The sequence below is a fragment of the Flavobacteriales bacterium genome, assembly GCA_025210295.1.
Taxonomy (GTDB): Bacteria; Bacteroidota; Bacteroidia; order Flavobacteriales_D; family Parvicellaceae; genus S010-51.
On record JAOASC010000033.1, the window covers coordinates 116,824 to 133,672 of the forward strand.

The 16,849-nt window shown below is 33.9% G+C and carries 15 protein-coding genes; 5 read left to right on the forward strand and 10 right to left on the reverse strand.

Annotated features, from left to right (window positions below; genetic code table 11):
* Positions 1 to 34 precede the first annotated feature (34 nt).
* From prfA to N4A35_10655, 9 genes are all read right to left on the reverse strand, one after another.
* The gene (prfA, locus tag N4A35_10615; protein MCT4581860.1) at positions 35 to 1,123 is read right to left on the reverse strand and encodes a peptide chain release factor 1; all 1,089 of its coding nucleotides are present in this window, start codon (positions 1,121 to 1,123) and stop codon (positions 35 to 37) included.
* A gap of 18 nt (positions 1,124 to 1,141) precedes the next feature.
* A complete protein-coding gene (locus N4A35_10620) occupies positions 1,142 to 2,314 on the reverse strand; it encodes an AIR synthase-related protein (protein MCT4581861.1) in 1,173 nt (390 codons plus the stop codon).
* A gap of 84 nt (positions 2,315 to 2,398) precedes the next feature.
* A complete protein-coding gene (locus N4A35_10625) occupies positions 2,399 to 4,408 on the reverse strand; it encodes an OmpA family protein (GenBank protein MCT4581862.1) in 2,010 nt (669 codons plus the stop codon).
* A gap of 133 nt (positions 4,409 to 4,541) precedes the next feature.
* Positions 4,542 to 5,213 (reverse strand): hypothetical protein, encoded by a 672-nt coding sequence (locus tag N4A35_10630; protein MCT4581863.1) that lies wholly within the window; start codon positions 5,211 to 5,213, stop codon positions 4,542 to 4,544.
* A 76-nt stretch (positions 5,214 to 5,289) separates the two neighbouring features.
* Positions 5,290 to 6,171: a hypothetical protein gene (locus tag N4A35_10635; GenBank protein ID MCT4581864.1), complete on the reverse strand. Its 882-nt coding sequence runs from the start codon at positions 6,169 to 6,171 to the stop codon at positions 5,290 to 5,292.
* Positions 6,168 to 7,163 carry an RNA polymerase sigma factor gene (locus N4A35_10640; GenBank protein ID MCT4581865.1) on the reverse strand — a complete coding sequence of 332 codons (996 nt, stop codon included), beginning with the start codon at positions 7,161 to 7,163 and terminating at the stop codon, positions 6,168 to 6,170. Before N4A35_10640 ends, N4A35_10635 begins: the two co-directional genes overlap by 4 nt.
* Positions 7,164 to 7,243: 80 nt before the next feature.
* Positions 7,244 to 9,769 carry a transglycosylase domain-containing protein gene (locus N4A35_10645; protein ID MCT4581866.1) on the reverse strand — a complete coding sequence of 842 codons (2,526 nt, stop codon included), beginning with the start codon at positions 9,767 to 9,769 and terminating at the stop codon, positions 7,244 to 7,246.
* A gap of 22 nt (positions 9,770 to 9,791) precedes the next feature.
* The gene (gene pheS, locus N4A35_10650) at positions 9,792 to 10,805 is read right to left on the reverse strand and encodes a phenylalanine--tRNA ligase subunit alpha (GenBank protein MCT4581867.1); all 1,014 of its coding nucleotides are present in this window, start codon (positions 10,803 to 10,805) and stop codon (positions 9,792 to 9,794) included.
* A gap of 6 nt (positions 10,806 to 10,811) precedes the next feature.
* The gene (locus N4A35_10655; protein ID MCT4581868.1) at positions 10,812 to 11,726 is read right to left on the reverse strand and encodes a peptidylprolyl isomerase; all 915 of its coding nucleotides are present in this window, start codon (positions 11,724 to 11,726) and stop codon (positions 10,812 to 10,814) included.
* A gap of 80 nt (positions 11,727 to 11,806) precedes the next feature.
* On the opposite strand from N4A35_10655, the gene N4A35_10660 reads away from it, so the two are divergent.
* From N4A35_10660 to N4A35_10675, 4 genes are all read left to right on the forward strand, one after another.
* Entirely contained in the window at positions 11,807 to 12,178 is a 372-nt protein-coding gene (locus tag N4A35_10660; protein ID MCT4581869.1) for a hypothetical protein, read from the forward strand.
* A 93-nt stretch (positions 12,179 to 12,271) separates the two neighbouring features.
* Complete coding sequence (locus tag N4A35_10665; protein ID MCT4581870.1) at positions 12,272 to 12,613, forward strand: hypothetical protein; 342 nt, start codon at positions 12,272 to 12,274, stop codon at positions 12,611 to 12,613.
* 21 nt (positions 12,614 to 12,634) lie between these two features.
* Complete coding sequence (locus N4A35_10670; GenBank protein MCT4581871.1) at positions 12,635 to 13,120, forward strand: GAF domain-containing protein; 486 nt, start codon at positions 12,635 to 12,637, stop codon at positions 13,118 to 13,120.
* Complete coding sequence (locus N4A35_10675) at positions 13,117 to 14,694, forward strand: Ig-like domain-containing protein (protein ID MCT4581872.1); 1,578 nt, start codon at positions 13,117 to 13,119, stop codon at positions 14,692 to 14,694. Before N4A35_10670 ends, N4A35_10675 begins: the two co-directional genes overlap by 4 nt.
* Here N4A35_10675 and N4A35_10680 read toward each other — a convergent pair.
* Complete coding sequence (locus N4A35_10680; protein ID MCT4581873.1) at positions 14,691 to 15,467, reverse strand: hypothetical protein; 777 nt, start codon at positions 15,465 to 15,467, stop codon at positions 14,691 to 14,693. The two genes, N4A35_10675 and N4A35_10680, sit on opposite strands and share 4 nt — an antisense overlap.
* Positions 15,468 to 15,562: 95 nt before the next feature.
* On the opposite strand from N4A35_10680, the gene N4A35_10685 reads away from it, so the two are divergent.
* Entirely contained in the window at positions 15,563 to 16,813 is a 1,251-nt protein-coding gene (locus N4A35_10685; GenBank protein ID MCT4581874.1) for a M23 family metallopeptidase, read from the forward strand.
* Positions 16,814 to 16,849 lie beyond the last annotated feature (36 nt).

A 16,849-nucleotide genomic window follows, 5' to 3' on the forward strand; every position in this document is an offset into this window, starting at 1 on the left:
TTTTGTTAGAAAGTTTATTTTTCGAGCAGTTATGCTATTCCATGCCTCCTGCTTTTAGTTTTTCGGCATTTTCTGCCATTTTTAACGATTCTAACATTTCTTGAATATCTCCATTCATAAAGTTAGAGAGGTTGTACATTGTCTTATTAATCCTGTGGTCAGTAATTCTTCCTTGTGGGTAATTGTAAGTTCTAATTTTAGCTGAACGATCTCCAGTAGAGACTAGAGATTTTCGTTGTTCTGAACGTTCAGCATCTGCCTTATCAACTTCAGCTTGATATAACCTTGAACGTAAAACTTGCAAAGCTTTTTCGTAGTTCTTATGTTGTGATCGACCATCTTGACATTCTACAACAGTGTTGGTTGGAATATGTGTCAAACGAACTGCTGATTCGGTTTTGTTAACGTGCTGTCCTCCTGCTCCTGAAGCTCTAAAAGTGTCTTTACGAACATCTTTCATATCTAGATTGAAATCAATTTCTTCTGCTTCTGGAAGGACTGCAACAGTGATTGCAGAAGTGTGGACACGACCTTGTGATTCTGTGTCTGGAACTCGTTGTACACGATGTACACCTGATTCAAATTTTAATGTTCCATAGACTTCTTCTCCTGAAACTTCCATCGAAATTTCTTTATATCCTGTAGTTCCTCCTTCTGTAGAGTTTAAAACGGTATGCGAATACCCTTTTTCTTTAAAGTACATAGTGTACATTCTAAATACATCTTCAACAAAGATACAAGATTCGTCACCACCTGTCCCTGCTCTAAATTCCATGATTACGTTCTTATCATCATTGGGGTCTTTAGGGATTAACAACCACTTTATTTCTTCGTTTAACTCAGCTTCTCTCTTTTGTAAATCATCTAATTCCATTTTAGCCATTTCCTTAAAATCAGGATCGCTTTCGGTTTTAATGATTTCTTTTGAAGAAGCGATGTTTTCTACAGTGTTTTTAAGTTCTTTATAAGCTTTTACAATGGGCTCTAAATCTTTATATTCTTTAGTTAGTTTTACGTAACGCTTCATGTCTGATATAATATCAGGATCCACGATTAACTTTCCAACTTCTTCGTATCGTATATTTATTAACTCTAATTTATTAAGTAAACTCTCTTGACTCATATTCCTTTCTTCTCCTTATTAATTGTATACAAAAGTACCTTTATCTGATGTAATGGTCAATTGTTTTTGTTCTGAACTTTCAACACGTCCAACAATTTTTGCAGCTACATTGAACGATTCACTTATTTTTATGATTGATTCAGCTATTTCTTCAGGGACATATATTTCCATTCGATGCCCCATATTAAAGACCTTATACATTTCTTTCCAACTGGTATTGGATTCTTTTTGTATTAAGTCGAAAAGAGGCGGAACGTCAAAAAGGTTGTCTTTGATAACGTGTACATTATCTACAAAATGTAATACTTTAGTTTGTGCGCCTCCACTGCAATGTACCATTCCATTGATTGCTGAATGGTGTTGTTCTAATATTTTTTTTATAATCGGTGCATAGGTACGGGTAGGAGATAACACTAATTTTCCAGCGTCTAACGGAGTCCCATCAATTTTTTCAGTTAACTGTTTAGTTCCCGAGTACACTAAATCACTTGGAACAGCATTATCAAAGCTTTCTGGATATTTTTTGGCTAAATAATGATCAAAAACATCGTGTCTTGCTGAAGTCAGTCCATTACTTCCCATTCCTCCGTTGTACTCTTCTTCGTAGGAAGCTGTTCCAAAAGAGGACAGTCCAACGATTACATTTCCTGCTTTTATATTTGCATTGTCGATAACATCCGATTTTTTCATTCTAGCGGTTACCGTTGAGTCGACAATAATTGTTCGAACTAAATCTCCTACATCTGCTGTCTCTCCTCCAGTAGAATGTATTTCTACACCGTGTTTTTTTAAGTCAGCTAGTAATTCTTCGGTTCCATTAATCAAAGCAGAGAGTACTTCTTTAGGAATTAAGTTTTTATTTCGACCTATAGTAGAAGATAATAGAATATTGTTGGTAGCTCCAACGCAAAGTAAATCATCAATGTTCATAATTAAGGCATCCTGAGCAATACCTTTCCATACAGATAAATCTCCTGTTTCTTTCCAGTACATATAAGCTAAACTTGATTTAGTTCCAGCTCCGTCTGCATGCATCACTATACAGTGGTCTTCCGATCCTGTAAGATAATCAGGAACGATTTTACAAAAAGCTTTAGGAAATAATCCTTTGTCAACGTTTTTAATGGCAGCATGAACATCTTCTTTTCCTGCTGAAACACCTCGTAAATTATACCTTGTTTCTTCACTCATAATGTTGTATATAAATCTGTAATTTTTGATAAAAAAAAACATCCTACCGAATCGGATAGGATGTTTTGATTATTTGAGTTTTTTTTATTGACCTCCTGTTGGTTTGTAATCGTAACTCAATACTTTAAATTGAGTACGTCTATTACGCTGGTGAGCAGCTTCTTGCTCTTCTTTCGTAGCCATTTTACCAATTGTCTCACATTCTAAACCTAAAGCTCTAGGAATTGTTTCTCCCATTCCTTTGGCAACCATTCTTTCAGCAGGAATTCCTTTTGAAATTAAGTAGTCAACACAAGACTGTGCTCTTCTTTGTGATAAGGCTTCGTTATAAGCATCTTTACCTCTACAATCTGTATGTGCTTGTAGCTCGATAATAATTGTAGGGTTTTCAGTTAAGGTATTGTATAGGTAATTTAAAGAATCTTTTGCGTTAGTTGCATCGTTTACTAATAATTCTGATTTGTTATAAGCATATTGTACCTCAGGGAAATCAATTACATCATCTTTTCCTGCATGCTGCATGAATACTTCTTCGATGTATCTTTTAGAAGATTCCTCTCCTTCTGTAGAGAATTTTGTTTTAGCTGCTAAGTACTCATCCTTTTTAGTTTGTAAACCGTAGTTCGTACTCTTTTTAATAAATCTATTTCCTCCTTCTTCATCAAAAATAAATTTACCTTCTTCATCAGTTGTTTTAACAACTTGAGAACCATCGCTTCCTAATAAGGTAATTGTTACTCCTGGAATTGGTTCACCAGTATCTTTATCTTTAACATAAACTTCTAATAGGTATTTAACTTCTGGTAAGCTAAAGTTATAAATATCATCTTTTCCTTTTCCTCCCTCTCTGTTAGAAGTAAAGAAACCTTTTTGATCAGTGTTCTTTTCGAAAAGAATACCATAATCGTCAGCAGATGAGTTTAAAGGATATTGTAAGTTAGCAATTTTACCCCATTTGTTTTCAGCAGTTTTTTCAGCTTTAAACATATCTAAACCACCAAGACCAATGTGTCCATCAGAAGAGAAGTATAAGTTCTCATCTTTATCTAAATACGGGAATAATTCATCTCCTGGAGTATTGATAGATGGACCTAAGTTAACAGGTGTTCCCCAAGACTTTTCTCTTTTGTTGTATAATGAGTACCATAAATCTTTTCCTCCTTGACCTCCAGCCATATCTGAAGCAAAAATAATTAAGGTTTCTCTTTTGTTGATTGCTGGGTGTCCAACTGTTATTGAATCACTTCCTTCTGCATCTCCTTTTAAACCTAAACTTGTAACGTTTTTAAAACTCTTCCCAGACTTAACTGCTACTAAAATATCACAACCAACGTTTTCTTTCTTTACAACTGGACATCTGGTGAAGTATAAGTTTGTTCCTTTAGCATTTAAAATAGATGCTCCCTCATTATGTTCAGTATTAATTGTTGCATCAAGAATAACTGGTTCACCCCATTTTCCTTTATTGTCTCTCGTCGTGATCCATAAGTCCATATAGCTTTCACCAGTTCTTAAATCAATTTCATCTCCTGTTGCTCCATTTCTAGAGGAAGAAAAAACCATTTGAGTGTATTTCTTATCTGCCCATGTTGGCGAAAAGTCGAAGTTATTCGTGTTTAATTGAATTTCTTGTTGAACAACGTGTTTAGTTGGTTCACTAATCCATTCAATTGCTTTTTTACAAGAGTTAACCCCCTCTTTAGCTTCTTTACTACTAGCATTAACTGCTAAATACTTTTCGTAGTTTTTCTTAGCTAACTTATAATTAGCTTGTTGCTTCTGTACATTAGCTAATTTTAAGATGACATCTGGGTTTGTTTTGTCATATTTTAACTTCATTGCTTTACCGTAGTAAACCTCAGCTTGTTCAGCTTCAAGAAGAAAACGATAACTTTCTCCCAATTGATAGTTCATACGAGCTTTTTCCTCTGGCTTAGCTTTAGCCATAGCTTTTTTATACTTTTCAGTAGCAGTATAAAAATTCTCATTTTTAAAAGCTGCATCCGCTTCTTTAGCAAAGTTCTTTTGTGCAAAAGAATTCTGTGAAAGCATTAATAATACTGTAAGGCTAGTAAAAAGGCTTAATATTTTCATATCTTTTAAATAGTTTATTACCTACGTTTGGTCTTAATTAAGTTTTAACATAGTAGACGCGAAAATAAACAATTATATTTATTTATCAACAAAAAAGATAAAAAACTAGCTGATTTTATAGTAAGAATGATTTTTATAAAATAAAACCAAGGTTAATCCCAAAATTTGAGTCAAAGCCATTAATTGTTGCGTCTGTAAACATTGTGGAATATTCATTTTGGTAACTTTTATTTTCGTAGTATGGGGTCGCTTTACCCCGTTTGTAGCCCAGTTGAACAAATCCACCTATTAAGAAATGATTACCGATATTAATTTGGTAACCAATGTTTCCTCCTGCAGCTATTGAGAAGAGACTGGATTCTAAATTGATGTTATTTTCTTTTCCAAAATGAAGGAGTGTTTGATCAGTAACAAATTGGTACTGAACTGTACCTCCATAGCACTTTAGGTATGGCCCTATATACAGTCCTGATAATTGTCTTTTTCGTTTTATAAGGTAGTGATTCCATTGGAAGCCTAGATGATACATTCTAAAGGACTCTATGGTTTGTTGAAAGTTTTTGATAACTTGGTCTGTAGAGTCATATACACCTTGTAGTGTTTTGTTATTCCAAGTGGTTGTACTTGCTGTCATTTCAAATGTGTTTTTCCTATTGATAGTTTTTTCTATCGAAGCCTCTAGGCCTTCTCTATATATTGAGGCACCATTTATTTTTAAGGAAGTTGTTCTGGTGAAACAACTATCTTGAGCGTTTAAGCTTAATGTTGTTAACAGGATAAGAATGAATAATGTTGTTGCTTTCATAATACTTGATTTTTGGGTGTTAGTAATTCGCTTGTTAGCTATAACAAGTCATTTTAAGAGGGACATAAAGTTGGTGTTAAAGGTTGTAGGAGATACTGGCTCCTAGAGAATAACTCCTGAGTTTGATGTCTTGAAAAACATCTTGTTCATTGCTAAGCCCTTGATAAAATAAGCCTTCTACTTTGAGGTGTTGATTAATCGTTTTACTAAGTCCAGCTTTTAATCCTATATCGTAGATAAATCGATCAAAAACAAGATCTTTTCGATAGGTCTTATAGCGCCATTCTATCCCTACTTTTGGTGTGATGTTGCCTAGTTTATAGTTCAAAAGAACTGGAATGGCTATTTGTGACTTATATTTTGTGATATCAAAGTTGTTGATGTTACTGGTTTCGTTATTAAAGGCTTGTTTGTAATTTATCGAACTAGTACTTAATGAATTGGTAGAAGCGTTGCGGTTGTTGATGTTATACAAATAGTTTACACCTGTTTCAATTCCTATTTGCTCGTTAAAGTTGTGTATATAAAATATACCCAATTTAAGTCCGGGACTAATAGGATTAGTTACTGTTTTTACATTATCATTTGTTCCAAAACTTTGTAGTCCAAACTGAATACCTGCGTCATGTTGAGCCAATGTGATGTTTTGAAGTGCAATGAGCATAACACCGAATAAATTAACTTTTTTCATAGCTTTAATGTTTTGTATTGTTTTATCTACTATGATGCTGTTATTCAAAATGGTTGCACTTAAAGTGTCGTTGTTTTTGATAAAGGATGAGTCAATAATTATTGCGTTTTTTTCAAAACGCTTTAATGGTTCTGTTGTTTCCAGGGAAATAGTATCATAAACCCTAATGGTGTCATATACAAATACCGTGTCGTATACGTATATTGTGTCTTGAGCTTTAAAAGTCAACGCGTAAATAGCTAGTATAATCAATAAGATAAATTTCATTTTTTAACAATTGTATCATTAACTATTACACGTTTTCGAACAATAACAGGTACTTTCACTGTTACAGTTTCAAAGAGTTCTTCTTTGTTTTTTATCTGCTCGTTAGTGGTGGTAGCGCTATTCATTTTTTCAATTAAAGCAAATAAGCTATCTATTTCAATTAGATGGTTTTCGATTTGAAGTTTCTGACCTTTTTCTAATGGAAGTATTTTGATCGCTTCATATTGTTCAGTAGTTTTTTTTGATTGATGATATAACAACGTGATCAATAGTGTTGAAATTGTTAGTATGGCTACAGCTATTTTTAACTTTGAATAGCTAAAGCTCTTGATTGTTGAGGCTGTACTTAGTTCACTTCTACTGATAGAAGTTGGTAGCGAATAATTTTTTAATTGGTTAGCATATAAACGATCAATAGAAAAATAGAAAGGAAATAACAAGATGAACAACCTTTTTAGATTGTTTTTTTCTTTGTGTTGAGCTTTTTCAAAAAGAATTTTTTGAAGTTTCTTTCTTGCTCTATTTAAATGGGATTTTGAAGTGTTGACAGTTATGTCTAATTGCTCACTGATTTCTTGATGAGAATATTTTTCCAGTACATACAAATTAAAAACTGTTCGGTGATGTTGAGGCAATAAGTCTATAGCTTCGATTAAATCAGAAACATCAAAATCAGCTTGGTGGATATAGTGTTTTTTGTTAGTAGGGGCTTCTATTGTTTCTTCTTTTTCTTGATGATACTCAAGAATATTATCGTTTTTATTGATGATGTTTTTGTTTTTTCTGAGGTATTGTAAAGCTGTGTTAACTGTGATTTGATAGAGCCATCCATCAAAAGAGCCTTTACCTGAAAAAGAATCCGCTTTTTTCATTGCAATTTCAAAAGCATCATGCATAATATCTTCCGCGATCTCATCTGATTTTACATATCTACGACAGACTCCTTTAAGCTTACTAGAATTAGCTGCATATATATTTTCCCATGTCCTCATAACTACTTTTTTACGTCAATTTGAATATACGATGTAAAAAAGAGAAAAGGTTGCAGTAAAAAAATAACGAGTTGATAATTTTACCATTCTTCTTCTTGACCTTGGCTATTTAAACCGTCAAAACCTTCGTTGTTATAATCATCAATACTTGGTTGTCCCATTTCATATTGAAAACAGTCTAATGGGTCTTGTGTAACGCTCGGTGGTTTAGGAAAGTCTTCTTGAGAAATGTTTAATGTAGAGTCTTCATAAACTTTGTTCATATAGTACCCCCAAATTGGTAGGGCCATGTTTGTTCCCATTCCCAATTGAAGGCTTCTAAATCGAACAGAACGATCCTCTGCTCCAACCCAAACACCTGTTACTAAGTCAGGGGTTAGTCCCATAAACCATCCATCAGATTGATTTTGTGTTGTTCCTGTTTTTCCTGCTATAGGCATTTTTAACCCAGCATAAGGCCTTTTTTCAGTTTTTCTTCCTCTAATTCTAATTGCTGTACCTCCCACTAGTTTCCTTCCACTTTTTCCTCTAGCTGTAGGGTGTTGCATCCCCGAGGTCACTTTTTTCATCATTTGTAAAATGGTGTATGCTGTGTGTTCAGCCCAAACTTCTTTAGCTTTTTGTTTAGGTTCATAAATAACATTTCCATTTTTATCTTCAATTCTAAGAATAAAGGTTGGGGTAATGTAAACACCATTGTTGACAAAAGCTGTCATCCCGCTCACCATTTCAAAAACCGATAAATCAAAAACCCCTAAAGCCATTGCAGGGACAGGCTCAAACATAGAAGTGTCGATTCCTAACTCTGCTACACGATTAAAGACTTTTTGAGGCATACCATCTTTACCAATGATATGTGCAGTAATGTTGTTCATAGATGAGGCCAAAGCGAAAGAATAAGGAGTTAATTCGTTCGTATAACGAGCACCAGCATTGCCTGGGCACCACATTTTATTTCTCTTTGCATTGTAAGGAACTTCAACACAATATTGCATGTCTGGAATTTGGTCACATGGATGTATTGCTCCAACTTCTATTGCAGTGGCATAAACAAAGGGTTTAAAAGTGGAACCAACCTGACGTTTTCCGTTTTTAACCATGTCGTATTTAAAGTGTTTGAAATTCGCTCCTCCAACCCATGCTTTAACATAACCATTGTGAGGGTTAATAGAAACCATTGAAGCTCTTAGTAAACTTTTGTAATAGCGAATAGAGTCCATTGAAGATAGTATGGTGTCTTTTTCATAACCTTCTGCTTGCCAGTCAAATATTCGCATTTTATGCTTTTTATTGAATAGCGCTTCAATTTCTTCTTCAGATCGAATTGGAGTGTCTTTTCCACAGTGGTCACAATGAAAATGATTCCCTTCTTTATGAATGGATTGTGTACGTTCGCATTGGATACATAATTTACCTTTTAAGCCTTTGTACATTTTAGAACGACGTTTAGCACGTTGCATAACCGTGTCAATTTCAGCTTTTGATAAATCATTTGAAAAAGGAGGGTTCCTCCATTTCGCATTGTTTTTAAAGAAATCTCTTTGTAGCTCAAACTTTAAATGTTCTTGAACAGCATATTCTGCATATTTTTGCATTCTAGAATCAAGCGTTGTATATATTTTTAGGCCATCAGAATAAATGTTATAAGGTTCTCCATTAACATCTACTCTTGTATAGTTTCCATTAGCGTCTTTTTCTCCCAAAATATTAGTCACTTCTTTTCGTAAGGACTCTCTAAAATAAGGCGCTAGTCCAGATTGATGATCAACCCGAGTATAATTTAACCCCAAAGGCAAGGTCTTAAGTGAATCATACATTTCTTGCGTAATGAATTGACTCTTTTTCATTTGTGAAAAAACGACATTTCTTCTGTGTTGAACAGTATCTGGTTTTCTTAATGGATTAAAAAGCGAAGGGTTTTTGGCCATCCCTATTAGCATGGCAGCTTCATGTAGTTCCAATTCTTTAGGTGTTTTTCCAAAATAAACTTGAGAAGCAGAATTGATACCAACAGCATTGTTTAGGAAGTCAAACTTGTTTAAATACATGGTAAGAATTTCTTCTTTGGTATAGTTTTTTTCAAGCCTTGTTGCAATGATCCACTCTTTAAATTTTCTTTTAACGAGTTCCCACTTATTTAGTCTTTTTCTAGGGAATAATAATTTTGCTAATTGTTGCGAAATAGTACTCCCCCCCCCTTGACTTTTTTTGTTTAAAACAATACCTTTTACAACTCTTCCTAATGCTCTGATATCTACTCCTGAATGGTTGTGGAAGCGTTCATCTTCTGTCCCAATTAATGCTTTTTGTAACCAAGGAGAGAGGTCATTATATTTTGCATTTGTTCTATTTTCTCTAAAATATTTTCCCAGTTCAACATCGTCTTGTGTGTATATGGTTGATGCTAAATTTGTTTGTGGGTTTTCGAGAGCTTCAAAACCTGGAAGTGTACCATCATCAGCTAAGCTTAACATAAAGTAGGTCGCTCCAATTGGTGCTAAAACACCAAGCCACAAAACAAGAATAAAAAATCGCCTTGTTTTTTTTCCTAACTTTCGCTTTTCTACTTTTTTAGGTGTTTCAGATGTTGGTTGTGTCTCTTCCATTTTTTTGATGAACTAATTGGGGTTAGTAAGCTGTTTTAAATTGTTTTAAAAACCTTAAATCATTTTCAAAAAAGTGCCTTAAATCGTTGACCTGATATTTAAGCATTGCGATTCGTTCTATTCCCATACCGAATGCAAAACCGCTGTATACCTTACTGTCTATACCACAGCTTTCCAATACATTGGGGTCAACCATTCCACAGCCCATAATTTCTAAAAACCCAGTATGTTTACAAACGTTACAACCTTTTCCATTACATATTTGACAGCTAACATCTACTTCAGCACTTGGCTCAGTAAATGGGAAATATGAGGGTCTAAGTCTTATTTTTGTTTTATCTCCAAACATCTCTTTAGCAAAATAAAGTAGCGTTTGTTTTAAGTCAGCAAAAGAAACATCCTTATCAATATATAATCCTTCTACTTGATGAAAAATACAGTGAGCTCTTGCTGAGATTGCTTCATTTCTAAATACTCTTCCAGGAGAAATAGTCCTGATTGGAGGAGTGCTGTTTTCCATAACCCTTACTTGAACTGAAGAAGTATGTGTTCTTAATGCAATTTCAGGATCAATAAAAAAAGTATCCTGCATATCTCTTGCAGGGTGTTCTTCAGGGAAGTTTAATGCAGTGAAATTATGCCAGTCATCTTCAATTTCTGGTCCTTCAGAAACTGAAAAGCCAATTCGGTTAAAGATTGAAATGATTTCATTTCTAACCACAGATAACGGATGTCTTGCTCCTAATTCAAAAGGAACACCACTCATTGATAGGTCTAAACCATGATTGGAAGCGTTTGTCTCTACTGCAGCAAGCTTTAAGGCATTGATCTTTTCTTGAGCAGCATTTCTTAAAATGTTAATTTTTTGACCAAACTCTTTTTTCTGTTCTACAGGAACATTTCGAAATTCGGCCATAATCGCTTTAACTTCTCCTTTTTTTCCTAGAAGTTTAATTCGAAACTGTTCTATCTCTTCAGGGTTAGAGCTGTCAAAAGCTTCTACTTCTTTTAATAAATCTTCAACTTTTGCCAACATAAGATCTTATTTTATAATTTTTATATTCACAATTTTAATATCTTCTACAGGGCGTTCTCCTAGCGTTTCTGTATTTCCAATTTTTTCAACGATTTCAATCCCCTCTAGAACTTCTCCAAAAACGGTATAGCCATTATCTAAAAATGGAGTACCACCTATAGTCGTATAGGCTTTTATTTGTTCTTCATTAAATTGGTAAGGGACATAGTTTTCTTCCAGTTTTTTTTGAGTTTTTGTTCTTAAAAGGGTTAAACTGTCCATTTTACGTTCTCTATTGTACCTTGCGTATAAGTCAGCAGCAGCTTTGTTTTTAGGGTCTTTCCAGTATTTGTTAAGTAAGTTTGCTTTCGCTTGTTGGTTGATTCTTGCCTCCATTTGCTTTAGATCACTCATGGAGTATACAGCTCCAGTAACAATATAAAACTGAGAACCACTTGAGCGTTGTTCAGGATTAATATTATCTCCTTGTCTAGCTGCACAAAGTGCTCCTTTTTTATGAAAGTATTGTTGCATGATTTCTGCAGGGATGGTATAGTTGGGCCCTCCATTACCTAAGCGAGTTCCAGCTGGAGCATTTTTAGAGTTAGGATCACCACCTTGAATCATAAAATCTTTAATTACTCGATGAAATAAAAGACCATCATAGTAGTTTTGTTCGATTAACTTTGCAAAGTTTTTTCTATGTTCTTGAGTTTTTTCGTACAAGCGAATAACCACTTTGCCCATCGTCGTGTTCATCTCAATAATTTGAGGTAATGTTACTTTGACTTCTTCAACTTCCTCTTTAACCTCTTCTGCTTTTTCAACTACTGTTTCTTCTGTTTTTTCCGCTTTATTTGACTTTTTAAGCAACCCACAGGCACTAAAAGACGTTATAACTACAGTTAATATAAAGAGTTTTAAACTACTTGTTTGTAACATATTAATTAAATTTATAACTTTGTTCTTCTGCAAAGAAAAGGAATTTGCAGTAAAAGACCTTTAAAAAAACAATAAACATTATGAAAACTGTTTTAAGAAATTCAATTTTATTTATTGGGTTAATCACAATTATGACGATGCTATCTTCATGTTATAAGGAGAAAGAGACAACTGCTGTTGTAACAGTTTTAGATGTTGCAAATGCTCCTGTCCCTGGAGCTAATGTGAAGTTGTATTATAAAAAAGCTTCAGACTCTTTAGCTTCAACGTTAAGGTTAGATAAAGAAGCTACGACCGATGCTTCAGGAAAAGCAAACTTTAATTATACAGAAGAGTTTAAGTCTGGTCAAGCAGGTCTTGCTGTATTGGATATTGAAGTAGATGGAGATATTCTTGGTATTATAAAGATAGAGGAAGAACTACAAAACGAAGAAACAGTAAACATTCCTTAAGGGAATAAATAAAAGAAAGATATTAAAAGAGAGCTTAAGTTTTTAAGTTCTCTTTTTTGTTTAAAATAGGAGATACTTTTTTATTTTTGAGGAATGGATTTTGAGTTAGAGAAAGAATGGAGGGCTGTAGTTAATAAAGCTTCTGAAAATTTTGATGAAGAATTGGATTTACAAGCCATATTATTTGTGTTAGGATTACAAGAGCTCAACAAGGGGTATGTTGATTTAACCAAAGATCAAAAACTTGAAGTAATGCACATTGCTATTTGTACATTGTTAGAGCCTTATGGTTACTACGAATTTAAGGGGAGAGACCAGGACGGTTGGCCTCATTTCGAACGTAAAGAATCGATCCCTTTGTTGAATGAGCAAGAGCAGGAAAAGTTCTTAAAAGAAGCCATTATTGATTATTTTAAAAGAACAGCGATTCAGTAATTATATTAAAAAGAATAACAGTTGATTGAAGTAGAAGCTATAGATAAAACAGGGTCAAAACAACAACAATATGAGCAGTTGTTGTTACAGGTGAAGGCCATTACGCAAGGTGAATCAGATTTAATTGCTAATTTGAGCAATATTTGCGCATTGTTAAAACATGAAATGCATTGGTTTTGGGTAGGGTTTTATTTTGTGAAAGGAGACGAATTGGTCCTTGGGCCATTTCAAGGGCCATTAGCTTGTACTAGAATCCAAAAAGGCAAAGGGGTTTGTGGAACCTCTTGGGAGCAAAATGCCACGATTGTTGTTCCTGATGTTCATCAATTTGAGGGGCATATTGCTTGCAGCTCATTGACTCAATCAGAAATAGTTTTGCCAATAATTGATGCTGAAAAAAAATGTTTAGGTGTCTTGGATGTGGATAGCGAATACTTGAATACTTTTGATGAAGAAGATCGCCAAGGGTTGGAGCGCATTATCAATCTTATAGTTGCTTTATTTTGAAAAGTTTAGTTTACATTATCGTTGGTTTAATATTGATTGTTGGATGTGCTCAGCAATCTGCACTTTCAGGAGGAGAGAAAGATATAGCAGCTCCATCATACGTTGTTGTTACCACTTTTCCTGAGTATGGAGCTACTCATTTTAGTAGCGATAAAATAGAAATTGGATTTGATGAGTTTATCCGTCTTAAAAATGGAGGTAAGGATGTTGTCATTACTCCTTTTCTTAAAGTTCAACCAACCTACGAAGTCAAAGGAAAAAAAATAATCATAAGGTTTTCTGAGACATTGGATGAAAATACCACTTATACGCTCAATTTCGGAAATAGCATTAGCGATATTACAGAAGGGAATAAAATACCGAACTTTAGTTATGTTTTTTCTACAGGCGAAGAGTTAGATTCATTGAAATTTGCGGGAAGCGTTTATCACGCTTTTTCAAAAAAGCCCGTTGAGGGAGCTGTAGTAGGCTTGTATCAGTCTATTAATGATTCAGTAGCCATTCATGAAAAACCATATTATTTTACAACCACTAATGCAAGAGGAGCATTTAAACTTGAAAATATTAAAGAGGGAACTTATCAGGTGATCGCTTTAAACGATAGAAACAATAACCTAAAGTATGATCCTTATTCTGATGAAATTGCTTTTTTGGATAGCGATGTTAATGTTGTATACGATACCTTAAATCGAGCAACAATTTTGAATGTTTTTAAAGAGGTACAAGATAAAAAATGGATCGATTCAAAGGGGTATAAAAGTCCTGGTTCGGTTAATCTTATTTTTAATAAAGTAATAGATTCTGTAAGCGTTCAATTATTAAACAATACTTTTATTGAAGGTGGGAGTCATCAAACATTTTTTAATGAAGATTCTGTTCGTTTTTGGTTGGGTAAAATAACGGATAAAGAGCAACTAAAGTTTGTAACTAGTATTACAACAGATACCATGACACTGAATTTACGTCAAGAAGAAGTCGATTCTGTCTTGAAATTTAAGACCAATATGAGTAATGGACTCCCTTATCATCAGCCAATAGAATTCGCCTTTAAAACTCCTATAGAAACGATCGATAAAAAGCTAATTCGATTGTTGGATGAAGATTCTGTACTTATTCCTTTTGAGTTTGATCATTCTTCTAACCGGATATTGTTCGATGCTCATTTAAAAGAAGATGTTAGCTATGAAATGTGGGCTTATCCTAATGCATTTAAAGGCTACTATGGAGCAACCAACGACACGATTCATTTGTATTTTAATTTGATTCCCTCCAATAAGTATGGGCAATTGATTTTAAATTATGAACGCCAAGATAAACAACAACATATTATTCAGCTGTTAAAAAATGAAACAGTACTCGAAGAGGTTTTGGTACTTGATGCAAAAAAAGAAGTGGTGTTTAAAGATTTAACACCAGGGGCATATCAACTTAGAGTTGTGGTCGACCAAAATAAAAATGCTAGATGGGATCCAGGAGTTTACTCTAAAAAAGTGTTTCCAGAACCTGTTTTCCTTTTCGAAGATAAAATAGAGCTGAAAGCAGGTTGGGATCTTGATTTAACTTGGAAAAATTAATTGCTTTTTTTCTTTTTTGAAGAGGTGTTTTCTGGAAAGAAAAAACGTAGATCTAATGTTAGGTAGTTCCCGTTCAAAAAGGTTTTTAGTTTACTTTGTTTGTTTCCCTCATAGTTATAATAGAAAAAGGACTCAGCGATTGGTCTAAATGGGCTATTAAATGAAGCTCCTAAATAAAAAGTTCCTTTTTTTTCTGTACGATATTCAAACCCTAAATTGGCCAATAGTGAATAACTAAGCCAATGTTGTCGATAAGAAATATTGTATAATAAGTAATTCTCTCCTTTAGTTTCAACACTAGAAGGGTACATGTCTAGCCCAATACCTGCTGTGGTGTTCATAAAGATTTTTTCCGATAACTGAATGTAAACCAAACCTTGTATGGGTATTTGATAACTAATAAAACCAAAATCAGATTGGTCGGTAGTGTCGTAAGTTAGCCCTGTTGAAGAGATATCGTAATTTCGCCTTACAGAAGAAATTCCGGATTCAATGGCGATTGATTTTGTAATTTGTTGGCGAATTAATACGCCAAAACTCATTCCTGTTTTTGGGGCAATATTAATTTCTACTGTGGAATCGCTAATTGTTTGTGGTCCTGCATTAAAGTAATTTACAGGAATAATAGGCTTGAGTTGAAAGCCAAAGGTCGTTCCTTGTTTTTTTTGAGCCCAACTAATGTTTGCGCTAGCTATTAGTAAAGCAACGAGACAGTATTGGAAGAAAACTTTAATCATCATCATTCGAACATACAAAATTAATACGATTTTCAATTAAAAACATTCAATTGTGTAAAAGACTTTTTAGATAACGGTTAAAAAGGGGAATTATTGGATAATTTTACCTTTCCATATTATTAAAGATTTCCATGAAAACGAGTTTTTTATTTTTTAGTATTTTATTGTTGTTCACTTTTCTTTCTTGTGAATCAGAAGAAAAAACAGTGCCCCAACCAGAGAAAAAAATAGAAAAAATTGTGGAGCCAGAACCGGTTATAAAGTATGGGTTTAATTACAATGATTATGTGGTAGATACCAATAGTGTAAAAAAGAACGAAGGGTTGACGCATATTTTACCAAAGTATGGAATTAGTGCTGGAACTATTTTTCTCATAGCTGAAAATTTTGATTCAGTATTTGATGTTAGGAAAATAAAACCGAACCATCTTTATACTGCTTTGCAAACAAAAGACTCAACGAAAAAGTTGTTGAAATTTATCTATAAAAAAGATGCGATAAATTATGTCGTTTTTGATTTTGAGGATTCATTGAATGTTTATTTAGGGCAAAAAGAGGTTGTTGTAAAAGAAATGATGGCTGGAGGTGCAGTGACTTCTAGTTTGTGGAATGCTTTTATGGATCAAAACTTATCTCCAGCATTGGTAGGCAAAGTCACCAAGTTATATGCATGGAGTATCGACTTTTTTGGAATACAGAAAGGAGACTTTTTTAAAGTAATATATGAAGCAAAGTATGTCGATGATGAATTTGTAGGAGTGGGAAAAGTCAAATCTGTTTTATTTAATCACTTGGATAAAGACCGTTACTTCTTTAGCTATCAAAGAGACACTCTGCCAGAAAGTTATTTTAGTGAAGAAGGAGAAAGTATGAAAAGAGCTTTACTCTCAGCTCCTCTTGAGTTTACTCGTATTTCGTCTAAATTCTCACACCGTCGTTTTCACCCTGTTTTTAAATATTATAGACCACATCATGGAGTTGATTATGCTGCGCCAATGGGAACAGAAGTTGTTGCTACAGGTAGTGGAGTTGTGACTTTTGCTGGTTGGGCAGGTCAAGCAGGAAGATTGGTTAAAATAAAACATACAACTGGAGATATTGAAACGAAATACATGCACCTTAGACGTTTTGCAAAAGGAATAAAAAAAGGAGTGCATGTTAGTCAAGGACAAAAAATTGGAGAAGTAGGAAGTTCAGGAGCGTCAACAGGACCACATTTAGATTATAGGATATATATTAATGGAAAAGCAGTAGATCCTTTAAGTATCGATATACCAACTGTAGATCCATTAAAAGATAGCGCATTAATTGAATACAAGGCTTTTATTGCTCCTATCAAATTGAAATTGGATAATATTGCGGTGGATACAACACAAATATAGTTTTAAGTATAATATTGTTATATTATTTTCCTTTTG

Coding starts and splice junctions, on each gene's coding strand:
- N4A35_10665 (MCT4581870.1), top strand. CDS start 12,272: ATGGATTTTGAGTTAGAGAAAGAATGGAGGGCTGTAGTTAATAAAGCT.
- pheS (MCT4581867.1), bottom strand. CDS start 10,805: ATGTTGGCAAAAGTTGAAGATTTATTAAAAGAAGTAGAAGCTTTTGAC.
- N4A35_10660 (MCT4581869.1), top strand. CDS start 11,807: ATGAAAACTGTTTTAAGAAATTCAATTTTATTTATTGGGTTAATCACA.
- N4A35_10625 (MCT4581862.1), bottom strand. CDS start 4,408: ATGAAAATATTAAGCCTTTTTACTAGCCTTACAGTATTATTAATGCTT.
- N4A35_10620 (MCT4581861.1), bottom strand. CDS start 2,314: ATGAGTGAAGAAACAAGGTATAATTTACGAGGTGTTTCAGCAGGAAAA.
- prfA (MCT4581860.1), bottom strand. CDS start 1,123: ATGAGTCAAGAGAGTTTACTTAATAAATTAGAGTTAATAAATATACGA.
- N4A35_10635 (MCT4581864.1), bottom strand. CDS start 6,171: ATGAAATTTATCTTATTGATTATACTAGCTATTTACGCGTTGACTTTT.
- N4A35_10630 (MCT4581863.1), bottom strand. CDS start 5,213: ATGAAAGCAACAACATTATTCATTCTTATCCTGTTAACAACATTAAGC.
- N4A35_10640 (MCT4581865.1), bottom strand. CDS start 7,163: ATGAGGACATGGGAAAATATATATGCAGCTAATTCTAGTAAGCTTAAA.
- N4A35_10685 (MCT4581874.1), top strand. CDS start 15,563: ATGAAAACGAGTTTTTTATTTTTTAGTATTTTATTGTTGTTCACTTTT.
- N4A35_10655 (MCT4581868.1), bottom strand. CDS start 11,726: ATGTTACAAACAAGTAGTTTAAAACTCTTTATATTAACTGTAGTTATA.
- N4A35_10645 (MCT4581866.1), bottom strand. CDS start 9,769: ATGGAAGAGACACAACCAACATCTGAAACACCTAAAAAAGTAGAAAAG.